13 protein-coding genes and 1 pseudogene are annotated in these 14,711 nt (G+C 41.6%); 8 read left to right on the plus strand and 6 right to left on the minus strand.

What is annotated here, in order from left to right:
• Window positions 1–637 (plus strand): annotated as a pseudogene (locus OGM63_RS26535) (cobyrinate a,c-diamide synthase); the annotation flags it as partial.
• Between the two features lie 439 nt (window positions 638–1,076).
• Complete coding sequence (locus tag OGM63_RS26540; protein WP_263748712.1) at window positions 1,077–1,409, plus strand: hypothetical protein; 333 nt, start codon at window positions 1,077–1,079, stop codon at window positions 1,407–1,409.
• 193 nt (window positions 1,410–1,602) lie between these two features.
• Here the strand turns inward: OGM63_RS26540 and OGM63_RS26545 are convergent, their stop codons facing one another.
• The 3 genes from OGM63_RS26545 to infC all read right to left on the minus strand — a co-directional run bounded on the left by OGM63_RS26545 (window position 1,603) and on the right by infC (window position 6,225).
• Complete coding sequence (locus OGM63_RS26545; RefSeq protein WP_263748713.1) at window positions 1,603–2,043, minus strand: Crp/Fnr family transcriptional regulator; 441 nt, start codon at window positions 2,041–2,043, stop codon at window positions 1,603–1,605.
• A 227-nt stretch (window positions 2,044–2,270) separates the two neighbouring features.
• Entirely contained in the window at window positions 2,271–5,300 is a 3,030-nt protein-coding gene (locus tag OGM63_RS26550; RefSeq protein WP_263748714.1) for an MFS transporter, read from the minus strand.
• 388 nt (window positions 5,301–5,688) lie between these two features.
• On the minus strand, window positions 5,689–6,225 hold the full coding sequence (gene infC / locus OGM63_RS26555; RefSeq protein WP_038296281.1) for a translation initiation factor IF-3: 537 nt from the start codon (window positions 6,223–6,225) through the stop codon (window positions 5,689–5,691).
• 447 nt (window positions 6,226–6,672) lie between these two features.
• Here infC and OGM63_RS26560 point away from each other — a divergent pair, with 447 nt between their 5' ends.
• On the plus strand, window positions 6,673–7,617 hold the full coding sequence (locus OGM63_RS26560) for an alpha/beta fold hydrolase (RefSeq protein ID WP_263748715.1): 945 nt from the start codon (window positions 6,673–6,675) through the stop codon (window positions 7,615–7,617).
• Window positions 7,618–7,729: 112 nt separating this feature from the next.
• Here the strand turns inward: OGM63_RS26560 and OGM63_RS26565 are convergent, their stop codons facing one another.
• Window positions 7,730–8,095, minus strand: a complete 366-nt coding sequence (locus OGM63_RS26565) for a BON domain-containing protein (RefSeq protein ID WP_263748716.1) — start codon at window positions 8,093–8,095, stop codon at window positions 7,730–7,732.
• A 245-nt stretch (window positions 8,096–8,340) separates the two neighbouring features.
• Between OGM63_RS26565 and ilvN the strand changes: the two genes are divergently transcribed.
• On the plus strand, window positions 8,341–8,859 hold the full coding sequence (gene ilvN / locus OGM63_RS26570) for an acetolactate synthase small subunit (RefSeq protein WP_263748717.1): 519 nt from the start codon (window positions 8,341–8,343) through the stop codon (window positions 8,857–8,859).
• Between the two features lie 74 nt (window positions 8,860–8,933).
• Here ilvN and OGM63_RS26575 read toward each other — a convergent pair whose 3' ends face one another.
• Window positions 8,934–10,358, minus strand: a complete 1,425-nt coding sequence (locus tag OGM63_RS26575; protein ID WP_263748718.1) for a serine/threonine protein kinase — start codon at window positions 10,356–10,358, stop codon at window positions 8,934–8,936.
• Window positions 10,359–10,506: 148 nt separating this feature from the next.
• Here OGM63_RS26575 and cbiT point away from each other — a divergent pair, with 148 nt between their 5' ends.
• Together cbiT and OGM63_RS26585 are read left to right on the plus strand one after the other, a co-directional pair.
• Window positions 10,507–11,109 (plus strand): precorrin-6Y C5,15-methyltransferase subunit CbiT, encoded by a 603-nt coding sequence (cbiT, locus tag OGM63_RS26580; protein WP_263748719.1) that lies wholly within the window; start codon window positions 10,507–10,509, stop codon window positions 11,107–11,109.
• Between the two features lie 106 nt (window positions 11,110–11,215).
• Window positions 11,216–12,109 carry a phosphatidate cytidylyltransferase gene (locus OGM63_RS26585; protein WP_263748720.1) on the plus strand — a complete coding sequence of 298 codons (894 nt, stop codon included), beginning with the start codon at window positions 11,216–11,218 and terminating at the stop codon, window positions 12,107–12,109.
• A gap of 143 nt (window positions 12,110–12,252) precedes the next feature.
• Here OGM63_RS26585 and OGM63_RS26590 read toward each other — a convergent pair whose 3' ends face one another.
• Window positions 12,253–12,966, minus strand: coding sequence for an LmeA family phospholipid-binding protein (locus OGM63_RS26590; RefSeq protein ID WP_263748721.1), 714 nt, complete (start codon window positions 12,964–12,966; stop codon window positions 12,253–12,255).
• Between the two features lie 143 nt (window positions 12,967–13,109).
• On the opposite strand from OGM63_RS26590, the gene OGM63_RS26595 reads away from it, so the two are divergent.
• Complete coding sequence (locus OGM63_RS26595) at window positions 13,110–13,901, plus strand: pseudouridine synthase (protein WP_263748723.1); 792 nt, start codon at window positions 13,110–13,112, stop codon at window positions 13,899–13,901.
• On the plus strand, window positions 13,898–14,683 hold the full coding sequence (locus tag OGM63_RS26600; protein WP_263748722.1) for a helix-turn-helix domain-containing protein: 786 nt from the start codon (window positions 13,898–13,900) through the stop codon (window positions 14,681–14,683). The genes OGM63_RS26595 and OGM63_RS26600 overlap by 4 nt, the downstream gene beginning before the upstream one ends.
• Window positions 14,684–14,711: the final 28 nt, after the last annotated feature.

Below are 14,711 nucleotides of genomic sequence, written 5' to 3' on the forward strand. Positions count from 1 at the left end.
TCCTCTTCGACTCGCTGTTGCACGCGATCGCGCTTTTAATTTTTACTATCAAGATAATCTCGACTTGCTGCAACAATTGGGTGCAGAACTAATTTTCTGGAGTCCTCTGTTCGATACTGAGTTACCCCAAAATATACAAGGTATGTATTTTGGTGGTGGTTTTCCAGAAGTTTTTGCCCAGCAACTTGCGGAAAATACTAGCGCTCGTGCAGCAGTAAAATGTGCAATTATTGCCGGAATACCTACAATCGCAGAGTGTGGGGGATTGATGTATTTGTGTGAGGAAATTGTTGATTTTGAAGGGAAATCTTGGTCAATGGTGGGAGTTTTGCCGACAACTTCTGTGATGGGTGGACGTTTAACTTTGGGATATCGTCGTGCAGTTGCTTTGCAAGATAATCTCTTAGTGGATGCAGGTGGAACCATTTACGGACATGAGTTTCATCGTTCCCGCTTAATACCAGAACCGAATTTACCATTGTTTCAAACTTATCGCTGTGATTCTGAGGAAGCAACAGGTGATGAAGGATGGAATTTCCCGATGAATCTTTACGCTTCTTATATTCATATGCATTGGGGAGCGTGTCCAGAGATTCCGCAGCGGTTTCTCAAAAATTGTTTTCTCTATGGAATATAACCTAATAAAAGGTGAACAAGAAAGTGTAATTGCTGAAAAAGTTTGTATTTCACATAATATTATGTGCGTGTAATTAACAGTAATAAAAACATCGCAATGGTAGTAGAGACGTTCGGTCCGGAACGTCTTTACAATTGGAAGTAATTTACCTCTCATAATCTAACAAAATACAAGCTTAAACAAACAATGGACAGACGATGGATTGTAGTGCCATCATATAGGGTAATATTATCAATTTGTTAATAACTCGTTTCCAAATTGGAAATGTAACAACCCCTCTGTAGTTCATCAATTAAAGTTGGGGTAATTTTTGATAATTAGAAATCAATACCGTTCAGTTAAGAGACGTAGCATTGCTACGTCTCTACAGACATACCATTTGTTACCACCAATTCCTTAACACCAACTGAATTGAATTATAAATACCTGAAATAAAAAAATGAGCAAACTTTTAGGAATTGCACTACTCGTTCTTGGCATTTACTTTTTGGGACAGAACATTATCTTTACCACTCATTACTCTCCCTATTTATGGCGAGATATTCCTGCTGGAGCTTCAGTTATCGCAATTATGGGTGGCATTATCAGTTTGTTATTTTTCTCCAGAGAAACTGGCAATATGGGGTGGATTTTACTTGGTGTCGGTGCTGTCTTAGTCTTTTTAAGTGGTGGCATTATTTTAAAACCAACTAGCCTATGGAACTTTTTTATTGCCTTTGCTGCTTTAGCCGGTGGGTTTCAATTGATCACACAGGGAAGACTGAGATTTTAGGGCAATACGTTCAGTTAAGCCGAAAATACGAGCGTAGAGACTTCGTATTTCGCGTCTCTACAGGTCTAAAATCAGTACCGAAAATCCTTAACACCAACGGGATTGGATTTTAGCGGATGAATTGATAAATTTAGGCGATCGCTCTTGAGATGCGATCGCCTAAATTTATCTTCAAAAAAAGTTCTATAGAATGCTAATTTTTTAAGGAGATCGCATTGATTTTCTGATTAAGTTCTCGAATGCGAGAAGATAGTTGACGAATAATATTTACAGCTATTTCTGGAGTTTCTTCTATCGCGTCGTATAGCTGCTCTTGGGTTAGTTCTAAACATTCACAAGGTTCTAAAGTAGTTGCGGAGGCAGAACGAGGTTCGGTATCAAATACTGCCATTTCCCCAAAGTATTTTCCCTTATTGACTTCAGCCAGAAGTTTATCACCGATATGAACTTTAACTTTACCCGAAACAACAATGTAAAGCGATCGCCCTTCTTCTCCCTGTCTAAAAATGCTATGATTACCTGGAAATGACAGTTCATCCATCACCGAAGCCAGCCGAACTATAAAATCATCCCGCAGTTTCTCAAAAATCGGCACTTGACGGACAAATAATAAACGGTCAACGCTAGTTAGCATAAATGTTAGTGGATAGTTGATAGTGGTTGGTTCATAGTGGTTATAGCAATCCTAAATAAGAGCGTGAAACTCTCTCGTTCCTCTTCCTCCGTGCTCTCTGTGTCTCTGCGGTTCGTTTCTCAAAAGCCTTTTTTCACAAATCAAAAGAGCGTGAAACTCTCTCGTTCCTCTTCCTCCGTGCTCTCTGTGTCTCTGCGGTTCGTTTCTCAAAAGCCTTTTTTCACAAATCAAATAGGACTGCCATCAACCATCAACTTTTTAACTTGAGCGACTACAAGAGGGTGTGGATCGTTTTTCAACTGGGGTAAAAGTTCTAGAAGAACGCGGGGTGAAACTACACTTAAATACGCGATCGCTGCTTCTCGCACAAATCCGGTAGGATGACGCAAAGTTGCGATAATTTCGGGAATTGTCAATGGAATATAAGCAACTTGGGCAAAATGAAAACAGCAAGCCAAACACCAATCAGAAAGTAAATTTCCCAGACTGATCAATCTGCGAGTGCGATCGCTTAATCCCATTTCTTGATATTCAGCCATTCCCTTAGACACCAAATGCTGTAGTTTTTCTTCTTGCGATCGCCTGTCAAAAATATTCACCAACACAGATTTACTCGGCAAATTAACTGTATGCTCTAAAATTTCTAACCCCCGTGCTAAGTTTAGCGCTGATTCAGACCGAAGATTAAACGCCGCAGCCTGTATATTATCCTGAGAATAAATTAGTTTCAGCAACATCATCAAGCGCTCTTTCACATCAATTTCTAATTCTAAAAGTGCGCGTTCCACCAACGATAATATAGTAATTAACTTTTGATTCATTTGGGTTTTTTCTAGAGTATTTTGTCGCTTAAAGTTGATATAAGCAGCGGAAATTTCACCTTGAGTTTTAAAATCGATATAAGCAGCGTAAATTTCACCTAAAAAACTTAACTCCTGCTCAATTAGCGTTTCCACTTTATTTTGATATAACCCATCTACTAAACTGATAATTTCTTCTTTCTGCTGCCTTTTCAGTAAAGTACGAAGGATACAATCTCTACTTTTACCCCGAAATATTTCCAATTGCTGCCATAAAATATCCATTGCTTCTAAAGTGGGAATTTGACCAATAGTGCGCCACGCGTACATTCGCACTACATCCGGTTTATAAATATTAGTAGCAAGGCTCAACAACATCGGTAAAGCTTCATTTTCTAATTGCACTAAAGCAAGCATTGCTGTAGTGCGAGTTGATTTATAACAAAGCCCTGTTAATAACGCTGAATAATATTCCTCTAATTGATTTGCCACAATCATTTCTAATACAGCATGACGCACCCGTAAAGAGTCATCTTGCAATAAATTGGGAATGTGAATCCGCAACGCTTGTAAATAAACAGCTTCTCTTAATACTTTGACTCCATTCATCCGTTCAAGTTCAAGTTTGTGAGTCAGCATTTTTCGCAGAGTATGCATTGCTGCTACTTTTTGCATTGGTGTTCCTTGACGTAACAGCAAAGCAGCAGCAGTACCCCGGATAAGTGAATTTTCTTGCGGGTGCAGATACTCTTCTAATTTACCTAAATCTGGATGTTGTTCAGCTAGCCAAATGTAGCGTAAGCTCAAAGCAAAAACTTCTGGGGTAAGATTTTCTTGCTGTGCTAAAGTGCGGACTTCTGGTAAATAAGCTGCATTTGCACCTGCTGCTTGCATCACTTCTAAACTGCACTTCTGTAAATCTGGGGATAGCTTAACTAACATGGATGCTAAAACTTCTGCGGCACCTTGAAGGTCAAATTGAGATAAAAGTTCAATGCAAGAGCGTTTATCTGCTTCTGTGCTTTTTTCTGATAAAGTTTTAACTACCACCTGCTTGAATAATGGCAAATCTATATTTGAAGCACTGATTTGACCTTGTTCTGCACTTGAAACTAACAGTTCAACGTAGCCTTTTTGCAGTAACCAAATTACACCGAGACAAATCATCCCAGCGATCGCTGTTAAGAGCAATAATATTAAGTCGTGTCCGTTGATAGGCAAAAACCGCGTACACAGCCATAAAGTGACTAAAATCACTACACCTGCCGTTCCAGCACCAAACGCTTCGGCAACTCCACTGGAAAATGTTTGCACACGAGAGCGAATTTTCGCGGGTATTGGTTGAAACAGCAATGGTCCGCTACTAGCGACAAAGGTATAGCGCAGCAGTTCGTCTAGAAACTTGATAATCACTAAACCCCAGAAAAAGTTTTGCCCTTGTATCACCACAAATAAACCGAGTATCGGGATAACTATTGGGATCAAAACTATGACGCTTGCTGGTAATGTGGCAACGGCAACAAACACCCCAGAACGCTCAAGCAATCGACTGGAGATAAACCACTGCATAGTTAACTCGCACAGTCCGGTAATTCCACCAAATATCCCTAGAAAGCTGGCGATTTGTTTGTCGTTATAATTTAACTTGAGTTGAGTGAGATACTGAAAATCGATTAAAATCCCCATGACTTGCAGCAACGCAAAAAACGCAAACAACAGTAATGCATAGCGCTTCACAGAACCTGTAAGACGACTTTTTGTGGAACGTGGTGTTGTGGAAATCAGTCGTTGGGGAGTATTGGGAAAAGCTTGACGGTAGTTGTGAGTGAGGTACCAGAGAATTAGAGTTCCCAAAACGATGAAGCTAGCAGCGAAGGGAACGATGACGTTATGCAGTCCGACAAATAGCAGGAGTAAAGGTAAACTAAAACCGCTGAGGACATCAGCGACTAAAATACCACTGCTGATTAGTGGGTAGGTGCGCTTAATTTCGCGAATATTGAATAATTGATTGGCAGCGATTGAGGTATTGAGGTCATTGACAATGTAAAAAGCATCTACCCACAAGCGCAGTAGAAATATGCTAATGACTTGAAAAGGTGAAACTTGCAAACCAAAAGGTAGTAAAATTAGTGGCACGAACATAAAAGGTGCGATCGCCACAATTACCAAGCGCAAGGGAAAAATCTTTTGCAGCCAAGAATAAAAAAAAACCAGTACAGAACCAAGCGCTGCACTAGCAATATAAATCCAAGGCAGTGACTTTGCGCCGTATTGATCTAAAAAAAGCGCAACTGTACTGTCCTCAGACCAGCGTAATCCTATAGATGTGATTGTATAAAAAGCAAACATTAACAATGTGCGATCGCTCTCCTCCGGTCGGAGATTCACCCACTTCAGCAATCGGTTGAGAACACCTTTGTTTTTCGCAACCAAAGAGAAATTTTTTAGTTCCATGCAAGTTGTATTTTCTAGTTTAGTCACCGCTGATTGGGGACAGTGGGGGATGCGGACAGTGGGGGATGGGGAGAAAAAATTATTCTCATTGTCTAAGAGTCCCCCTCTCCCCCTCTGTCCCCCTCTCAAGACAGTCCCCAAAAATGGCAAAAGTCCTGAGCAACTGAGTATTATCTTTCCCACTCAGCGCTCAAGACTATCGTTTGTTAATTTATTTAAACGACTTATGACATCATGTCCGTTTAATTAACACCAATAAAAACCTATCTACCGTCGTAGAGACGTTCCGGACCGAACGTCTCTACATTTTAAATAATAAACCTGTCATGATATGAGTCGATTTTATTTATGTTTTAGAGAAGTTGTCTTCTCTAAAACAATCGGATCGTTATTTCTTAGGCGATATGAGCATCATCATATTTCGCCCTTCTTTTTTGGGCATTTGCTGGACTTCACCAAATGGCTCTAAGTCGGTTGCCATTCGTTTGAGCAAAGTTTCTGCTAGGTCGCTGTGTTGAATTTCCCGACCTCGGAACATCACAGTGGCTTTGACTTTATCACCATCTTTCAAAAAGCGCTCTGCTTGCTTAACACGCACATTGTAGTCATGTTCTTCTATTTTGTAGCGCATCTTCACTTCTTTGACGTCAGCGGTGTGCTGCTTTTTCCGGGCTTCCCGCGCTTTCTTCTCCTGCTCAAATTTGTATTTGCCATAGTCCATAATTCGACAAACCGGCGGGTCAGCCTTGTCACTGAGTAGCACCAGATCAAGCTCTTTTTCTTCTGCTAGTTGCAGTGCTTCCTGAGGAGTGATAATTCCTAGTTGGGCGCCATCAGTATCAATGACTCGAATTTTCGGGAAGCGAATTCGTTCGTTAATTTGGGGCAGATCGCGAGTTCTTTTTTTCTCAATCACAGGCGTCATGTATGATTTTTGGGGGCTGTTTGGTTGTAAAGAATTGGACTTGGTGTTGAATAATACGCCTCAGGAGCAATCAAACGATGCTGCTTCCTGAGGACTCTGACTCAAAAAGTAAGGTATAGTTCTATGGTAGCTAATCCATAAAGTGGTTTATTGATTGTTGTATATGTCATTCTACTCACTGTGAGAGAATTTCTGCCCAATAGTTAATCTAAATTACACAACAGTTATAAACTTTAACTATTGTAACATCTCAAACATACTTATCAAAAAACGTATATTTATACTCAAAAAGATGAAATTGTACTTATCATCAATTAAGTCTAATAAATTTATCTATATATATCTAGATAGGCTTTTGTCGCTAGACAAGAGTAACAATTGATTGAAAAGCATTAACAAGTTGCGATCGCCTGAAAATAAAAATAAACTGATAAATTGGAGGTAAGTGTGACCGCTCAGGTACACTGGCAGCAAAAAGTTGGTAATCAAAGAGACTGGATTTGGCGGGGTAGGCAAATCCGCTACACGTATATTCGCCCTAGGGAAAATAATCACTCAGACACACCTTTAATTTTGCTGCATGGATTTGGCGCATCAATTGGTCATTGGCGACACAATTTAGAAGTATTAGGCTCGCGCCATACAGTATATGCTTTAGATCTGCTGGGTTTTGGCGCTTCCGAAAAAGCCCCTGTGAATTATAGCGTCGAACTATGGGCAGAGCAAGTTTACGACTTTTGGCAAGCATTTATCCGTCAACCAGTGGTATTAATCGGTAATTCCAATGGTTCGCTGATTTCCTTAGCGATCGCTGCCGCTCATCCGGAAATGGTGCAGGGAATCGTGATGATGAGTTTACCCGACCCGTCATTAGAGCAAGAAGCGATCCCGGCTTTCCTCAGACCGGTAGTCATGGCAATCAAAAACCTTGTCGCTTCCCCCTTAATCCTCAAACCGATATTTCACTTTATCCGGCAGCCTGGTATTTTGCGTCGTTGGGCAAGTATTGCTTATGCGAATCCAGAAGCGATCACCGATGAATTAATCGAAATTTTAGCAGGTCCACCTCAAGACCGGGGTTCTGCCCGTGCTTTTAGTGCTTTATTTAAAGCAGCAATCGGTGTGAACTTTAGTCCTAATGTCAAGAAAGTGTTACCAACCTTAACAATTCCCATGCTGTTAATTTGGGGACAAAAAGACCGATTTGTTCCTCCAGTACTTGCGAATCGATTTACTCAGTACAACGATAAATTGCAACTGCTAAACCTAGAAGATGTAGGTCATTGTCCCCATGACGAATGTCCAGAACGAGTCAACCTTGCTATTTTAGATTGGATTGAGACATGTAGTGAGCCAGCGCGGTCTTCTCCCAAAGGGAGACGCCAAGGGTGATGGGGGTTTCCCCCATGAGCGACTTCAGAACCCGTTCGCGCAGCGTCTCGAAGAGAAGGGTGAGCGCTTTAGTGCTCTTAAAGCAGAGGACTAAAGTCCTCACTACGAGTTCTCAACCAATTGTCACTTGAGCAGTATCAACACCAGTAGCGCCACTAACCGATTGCGCGACAGAAACCATCTTGTTTAAAATATCTTGGCTGGGAACTTTGCCTTTTAAGACTACAGTTCCGCTAGTTTGAGCAACCCAGAGTGTATCAACGTCATCGAGTTGGTCATCTTGATCGAAGGCTAAAGCAACGCGCTTTGCCAAACCACTCTGATCGTACTCTCCATTCAACCCTACCCGCTCTGGGGGAATTGATTTCGTAGCAGCAGGAGCAGCAGTAGTAACAGCTTGTGGTACTGACTGTGGTTCAGGATTTACTTGTGCATTTTGGGGTTTTTCCATGCCAAAAAGTCTTTTTAACCAACTCATAAACGCTTTTCTCCTATGAAAAATTCATCATCAGTTGAGTATAAAAGCTGTCAGATAAAATCGACATCTATCTATGAAAAGAGAATAATCTAGTTTGCGGTATGATTTCCGCACAACTTCCAAAAAAGAACTGTAAAAAATACATGCTATTAGTTTAGACTAAAAATTTAGTAGTTACGTATAACGTAGATAGAAAATGATGTCTGCGTTGAAAAAATGTCGCCCTAGCCAAAACAGCCGCGAAGATGAAACACACTCTTTCTGTTCTTGTAGAAGATGAAGCGGGAGTTCTTTCCCGAATTTCTAGTTTATTTGCCCGTCGCGGTTTTAATATTGAAAGCCTTGCCGTTGGTCCTGCGGAGCAGGGAGGAGTCTCGCGGATTACAATGGTTGTACCAGGTGACGATCGCGTAATCGAGCAACTCACCAAGCAACTATACAAGTTAGTCAATGTCCTGAAAGTGCAAGACATTACCGAGACTCCTTGTGTAGAGCGAGAATTGATGCTGCTGAAGGTAAACGCTAATAGCAGCAACCGTGGAGAAATTATCGAATTATCTCAGATTTTTCGCTCGCGAGTCGTAGATGTAGCGGAAGATTCCCTAACTTTGGAAGTTGTGGGCGATCCAGGTAAAATGGTAGCGATCGTCCAAGTGTTACAAAAATTTGGTTTAAAGGAAATAGCCAGAACAGGCAAAATTTCTTTAATTCGTGAGTCAGGTGTCAATACCGAATTGCTCAAGTCTTTAGAAGCAAAAGTTTAGTTAGTTGACATCCTCCCCACCCTACCTAGCGGTTGAGGGTGGGGATTCACTCATATTGCTCTTAAATAAATCGCTTATTTATTGCCATTTTGCTTCCACTCTGAATCTTGCGTAATCGGTATATCTAACCAATCGCTTAATTCATGTGCTAGCCATTCAAGTTCAACTTCAGATTTGACAATACCATTATTAATACCTATTTCATACTTCTGGACTCCTGCCCAAATATCTAATTGCGCTGGCACTTGAAAGCGGTTTCCTTCCAAGTCTTTGGTAAAGTGGGTGGAAGTGTAAACCAACTTAGTAATATCTTGTGTTAGGGATGGACGTTGATAAAAGTTCAATCCAAATATCTTTGTAGTGAAGGCAATTTGCTGCTTTGTCAAGTGCAATCCCGTACTTTTGAATAAAGGAAACAGTAGCGCATATGCCAGATGAAAGCCAGCACCCCAAAAAGGAAGAGAGAATAAGCCAAAGATAACATTGACTGGAATTGGAGCGGCAAGAGCGGCAGTTGTCCAAAAAAAGATAAACGAATTCCAAGCGATCGCAAACAAACCCGTGAACACCATCGATGACTGAAAGCCAGCCGGAGGAATCAAAATTAAGAGCGAATCTCTATCCTTGGTAAGTTGAATTTTACTACCACTTGGTTTAGTTATAACTAAACTACTGATTCTTGGTTGTGAATCATCCAAAGCTGCAAGTGCTTCAACAGCAGAACTCAAACGCTTTTCTAAACTCGGTTCAGTCATCCACCGCAACCAATCAGTAAAAGCGGGACTGAGATTAGCGATATGCTCAAATGAAATGCGAAAATCATGAAGGGGTAAATCTGCTGGGTGCAAACCCGTGACCAAGTAAATTAACGTTGCACCTAAACTATAAAGGTCAGAGGCGCAGGTTGCGCGATCGCCAAATTGTTCGGGTGGCATGTAACCGTATGTTCCCACCACAGTTCGAGTTCCGCTTTCTTTGGCAACAGTTTGCACCGAGCCAAAATCTACAAGGTACACTTTAGCTGGACTATTAAGAATGCGATCGCCCAATAAAATATTGCTAGGCTTAATATCGCGGTGAATTACTCTTGGATGCAAAGAGTGCAAGTAAATCAGAATGGATAAAAGCAATGAAGCAATTTCTTTTACTTCCGCTTCCGTAAAACTACGTCCTGCTTTTAAATATTGCTCTAAAGTTTGTGCCGGGATATAAGACTGGACTAAAGCAAATCCTTTAATATAAGATGAATTTACCTCAAAATAGTCTAAATAGCGCGGAATACAGGGATGAGACAAGGATTTTAACGTTTCAGCTTCGCGTTCAAACAGCTTGAGATCGTCCCATTCAAAATCACTGTTAAAAGAAAGTAACTTGATTACAACTAATTCCTCAGTTTCCAAGTTACGGGCTAAAAGCGATCGCCGTCCTGCCTTTTTTCCTAACTGTTGCTGAATTTGATAGCGTGAAGCCAAGCGATCGCCTAATATTTGACCATTCATCACAAAAAACAAGGGTAAAGGGTAAAGGGCAAAGGGCAAGGGTTAAGGGCAAATCTTATTCTCTGCCTCAAGCCAGACTGCCCCCTTCCCCCTGCCTAAGAAAGCCGGATTGCCCCCTTCCCTTTTAATTTAATTGTAGAATCCTACTATGCCCTCCCAACTTTGGCCCTACATTACTCCTGGTATCCCCGATGAGTTATTTGAAAGCTTACCCGGAATTCCTCTTTCACAGCGCGAAATTCGTCTGTTGTTGATAGCTCAACTGCGGCTTTTACCCAATTCAGTGTTGTGGGATATTGGCGCGGGAACAGGTACAATTCCGGTAGAAGTGGGGCTGTTGTGTCCTGAGGGTCAGATTATCGCTGTAGAACGAGATGAAGAAGTAGCCAACTTGATTCGACGCAATTGCGATCGCTTTTCAGTCAAGAATGTTGAAGTCATTGAAGGTAGTGCCCCAGAGTGTTTAGACAATTTGAAACAGAAACCCGATCGCGTCTGCATTGAATCCGGACGTTCCATCCAAGAAATTTTGCCAGCAGTCTGGCATTATTTACCATCATCCGGTCGAGTTGTCGCCACAGCTGCTAGTCTAGAAACTTTGTATGCTATTTCTCAAAGCTTTTCTCAACTGCAAGCTCGGAATGTTGAAGTTGTCCAATCGGCAATAAATCGCTTAGAAACACGTGGCTATTCGCAAACCTTTGCAGCCGTCGATCCAATTTTTATCCTCAGTGGTGAGAAACTAGACTAAATCTGAAGGATGAAGGCTGTCCTAGCAGCGTCTCCAAAGGAGAAGGATAAAGGATAAATAACAACCAAACTTCAAACTTCATCCTTTTTACTTCACACTTATATCTATGCCTTGGTCTCGAATTATTAGTGGAATTGTGGCGATCGCCGTTGCTTTAAGTGCAACCCTTTTAGGGGGCTGGTACTTTACTATTATGTTTGCTTTGATTATCTTTTTGGGTCAACAGGAATATTTTGAGTTAGTGCGAAGCAAAGGGATCGCTCCTGCCGCTAAAACTACTCTTGTTGCCAGCCAAGCTTTGTTAGTGATTTGTACTCTTAATGGCTCTTTAGCTGATGCTGTCACACCATTGGCTGGCACATTTATTTGTTTTTACTTATTGTTTCAGCCGAAGATGGCAACCATCGCGGATATTTCCGCTTCGATTATGGGCTTATTTTACACAGGTTATTTGCCCAGCTACTGGGTAAGGTTACGCGCAATTGATAGTGAAGGTATCAACAATTTACCTTTAGGTGGCTACTTAGCCCCAGATTGGCTAGATATTGTTCAGAAAGGAAATTTTTCTTTTCTACCACAAGGTTTAACAGCAACAGCGCTGACCTTCCTCTGTATTTGGTCAGCTGACATCGGAGCTTACACTTTTGGCAAATTCTTCGGTAAAACTCCCCTATCTGATATCAGCCCGAAAAAAACCGTTGAAGGAGCAGTATTTGGCATTAGCGCTAGCGTTCTGGTAGCCGTTATCGGAGCTTATTTTCTTAACTGGTCAAAACCTCCTTTGACTGGTATAGCGCTGGGTTTACTCATTGGGATCGCTAGTCTTTTGGGCGACCTTACAGAATCCATGCTTAAACGTGATGCTGGGGTAAAAGATTCTGGGCAATTAATCCCCGGTCACGGCGGCATTTTAGATCGTACTGATAGTTATATTTTTACCGCTCCTTTAGTTTACTACTTCGTCACACTCGTATTGCCATTGCTAGAAACTAGGGGTTAGGGCAATGGGCAATTTTGCCCTTGGGGGAGCAGGGAGCGCAGAGAGTGCAGGGAGCAAAATAATTCTTTTTTCACCCTGCCCAATGCCTAATGCCGATAAGAAAAAATCAACAATAATTATTTGAAGTTTTTAATTCTTAATCATTAGGGATTAACCTTAATCCCTCCGCGACAAACTAGTTTACCTGGAATCAGCGTTAATTCTTGGATATCCACATCTGAACCTAGATCCAGATAGTGTCCTTGATTCCCCTCTGTAAGCATTGCTGTGCCCTGTTTTATTTGGATTTGTGACAGTTGCAATTCATGAGGGCTGAGTAATTCGAGGCTTAGACTCATCTCAATCGTGGTGGGATTGGTTACGTCTGTATGAATTCCGGAAACTACCAAATTCTGATTTGCAAGAGAAATTTTTTGCCACGCAGTTGGCTTGGAATTTGGGCTGTGTTCTGGTAATAGTTTTAGCAGGAGGTCATTTAAAGCAGTCGATAATAATTCCGATGAGAGAGACGCTTTTAGATCCTCCTCCTTCAGAATTAACTCGCCAACTACTGGTACTGTTTCCAACAGTCGTAGTGGTTGTCCCTTGAGTACTGCGCCGATGTTTATCCTGATATTTTCTGCCTTGAGTAAAATTTGTGTGAGATGGAGACCTTGATAAATCGCATGATTAGCAAAAATAGATACTCCAGAAATGCGACCAGAAAGAAGTTGACGATCGCTTGCTTGAATTTCCACTTCCAGTTGCGATATTTGGCTGACTTGCGAGCGTAACCACAGCGAGAGTGCTGTTTTTAGTACATTTGTGATGATGCCTATCTTCTGGGGATTTTTGGGGGATGAATTTTCTTTATGCATCTAATCAACTTTTTGATAAGTATCCATATGACAACCAATTCAGCGCTCAAACAGAATTCAACTGTAACATTTGTGGCTATCACCAAGAAAGTGCAATTATTATATATACTTTAAACTTTCAAAAAATAATAAGTAATTTCAACATGGAGGAAAGGCTACAAAAGATTTTATCTCAATGGGGTATAGCCTCAAGACGCGAAGCCGAAGAAATGATTGTGCGATCGCGGGTGCGGATCAATGGCACTTTAGCGCACTTAGGTCAAAAAGCTGACCCCCTCATAGATACCATCACAGTAGATGGTAAACCGATAAGTAGTCTTCTGCGTCCAGCTTTAATTTATCTGTTACTACACAAACCGGCTGGCATAGTTTCCACCTGCGAAGATCCCCAAGGACGACCAACAGTTCTGCATCTACTACCGAAAGAATTAAGAGAAAATCAAGGCATTCATCCAGTTGGTCGTTTAGATGCATACTCTACAGGGGCATTAATACTTACAAATGATGGAAACTTGACATTTGGTTTAACTCATCCGAGGTACAGTATTCCTAAGACTTATCGTGTTTTGGTAAAAGGTCATCCTCCAGAATCAGTGTTACAAAAATGGCGTCAGGGTGTGATGCTGGAGGGTAAAAAAACGCGATCGGCGCAAGTGCGTCTAAGAGAAAGTTTGGCAGATGAAAGCTGCCTAGAAATTATTTTAAAGGAGGGAAAAAATCGTCAGATTCGCCGTGTAGCCCAACTGCTGGGATACCCAGTGATTAAGCTGCACCGCACAGCCATAGGTCCAATTCAATTAGAAAACCCCGGAGAACCTTCTTTAGCTGAAGGTTCATATCGTTCCCTAAAAGATGATGAGATTCGCTTTTTGCAAGAGCAAATTAAGCACATACCTATTAATGATTCAGCTGGGTTTAGGAGCATCAAACAATGATGAAATTGCAAAAAAGCAAAGACGACGATCAACCAATAGTTTCTGTAGAGGAATTAAGAGCCGAAAAATTGGCTTCCTTGGGTGGTCAACTTTGGGCAAAACGGACTGAACAAGGTTTATCCTTGGATGAAATGGTCGTATTAACCATGATTTCCCGCCGATTGTTGCAAGCGATCGAAGAAGGTAATTTAGATGATTTGCCAGAACCAATTTATCTTCGCGGTTTAATTAGGCAATTTGCTGATGCACTGGGATTGGATGGAGCGGAATTTGCTAAGAGTTTCCCCGTCGGCTCAAATCGCGTTAACCTTACACCTGGTTGGAAACCTACACCCTTCGGTCAACTGCTCCGTCCTTTTCATCTTTATGTGCTTTACATCGCTGTGATTGTCTGTTCTGTTAGCGGTTTATCTAAATTATTGAATAATGCCGCTATCGAAGCCAAAAATAGCCAAAGCACCGAAAAAGCAGAAATTAAACCCAAGCAAACACAGCCAGAACTTCAACCTGTTAGCAATATCAGCAGTAACGGACAGGCAGTCCAGATTGGTGTCACCTTAAAGGAGAAATCTTGGATTCGCGTAGTCGCTGATGGCAAAACTCAATTTGAAGGGGAATTGCCACAAGGAACTCAACGCACTTGGAAAGCTCAAGATCAACTGACAGTTCGAGCCGGCAACGCTGGGGGTGTGTTCGTCAGTGTCAATAAAGAGCAAGCCAAGCCAATGGGAGACCCTGGGAAAGTCAAAGAAGTCATAGTTGCAGCCAAGCCTGGGACTTGAGGAGAGAGGGGGGATGGGGAGAGGGGGG

This window comes from Plectonema radiosum NIES-515 (assembly GCF_025753815.1).
Lineage (GTDB): Bacteria > Cyanobacteriota > Cyanobacteriia > Cyanobacteriales > Nostocaceae > Hassallia > Hassallia radiosum_A.

Coding starts and splice junctions, on each gene's coding strand:
- OGM63_RS26540 (WP_263748712.1), top strand. CDS start 1,077: ATGAGCAAACTTTTAGGAATTGCACTACTCGTTCTTGGCATTTACTTT.
- OGM63_RS26545 (WP_263748713.1), bottom strand. CDS start 2,043: ATGCTAACTAGCGTTGACCGTTTATTATTTGTCCGTCAAGTGCCGATT.
- OGM63_RS26550 (WP_263748714.1), bottom strand. CDS start 5,300: ATGGAACTAAAAAATTTCTCTTTGGTTGCGAAAAACAAAGGTGTTCTC.
- infC (WP_038296281.1), bottom strand. CDS start 6,225: ATGACGCCTGTGATTGAGAAAAAAAGAACTCGCGATCTGCCCCAAATT.
- OGM63_RS26565 (WP_263748716.1), bottom strand. CDS start 8,095: ATGAGTTGGTTAAAAAGACTTTTTGGCATGGAAAAACCCCAAAATGCA.
- ilvN (WP_263748717.1), top strand. CDS start 8,341: ATGAAACACACTCTTTCTGTTCTTGTAGAAGATGAAGCGGGAGTTCTT.
- OGM63_RS26575 (WP_263748718.1), bottom strand. CDS start 10,358: ATGAATGGTCAAATATTAGGCGATCGCTTGGCTTCACGCTATCAAATT.
- cbiT (WP_263748719.1), top strand. CDS start 10,507: ATGCCCTCCCAACTTTGGCCCTACATTACTCCTGGTATCCCCGATGAG.
- OGM63_RS26585 (WP_263748720.1), top strand. CDS start 11,216: ATGCCTTGGTCTCGAATTATTAGTGGAATTGTGGCGATCGCCGTTGCT.
- OGM63_RS26590 (WP_263748721.1), bottom strand. CDS start 12,966: ATGCATAAAGAAAATTCATCCCCCAAAAATCCCCAGAAGATAGGCATC.
- OGM63_RS26595 (WP_263748723.1), top strand. CDS start 13,110: ATGGAGGAAAGGCTACAAAAGATTTTATCTCAATGGGGTATAGCCTCA.
- OGM63_RS26600 (WP_263748722.1), top strand. CDS start 13,898: ATGATGAAATTGCAAAAAAGCAAAGACGACGATCAACCAATAGTTTCT.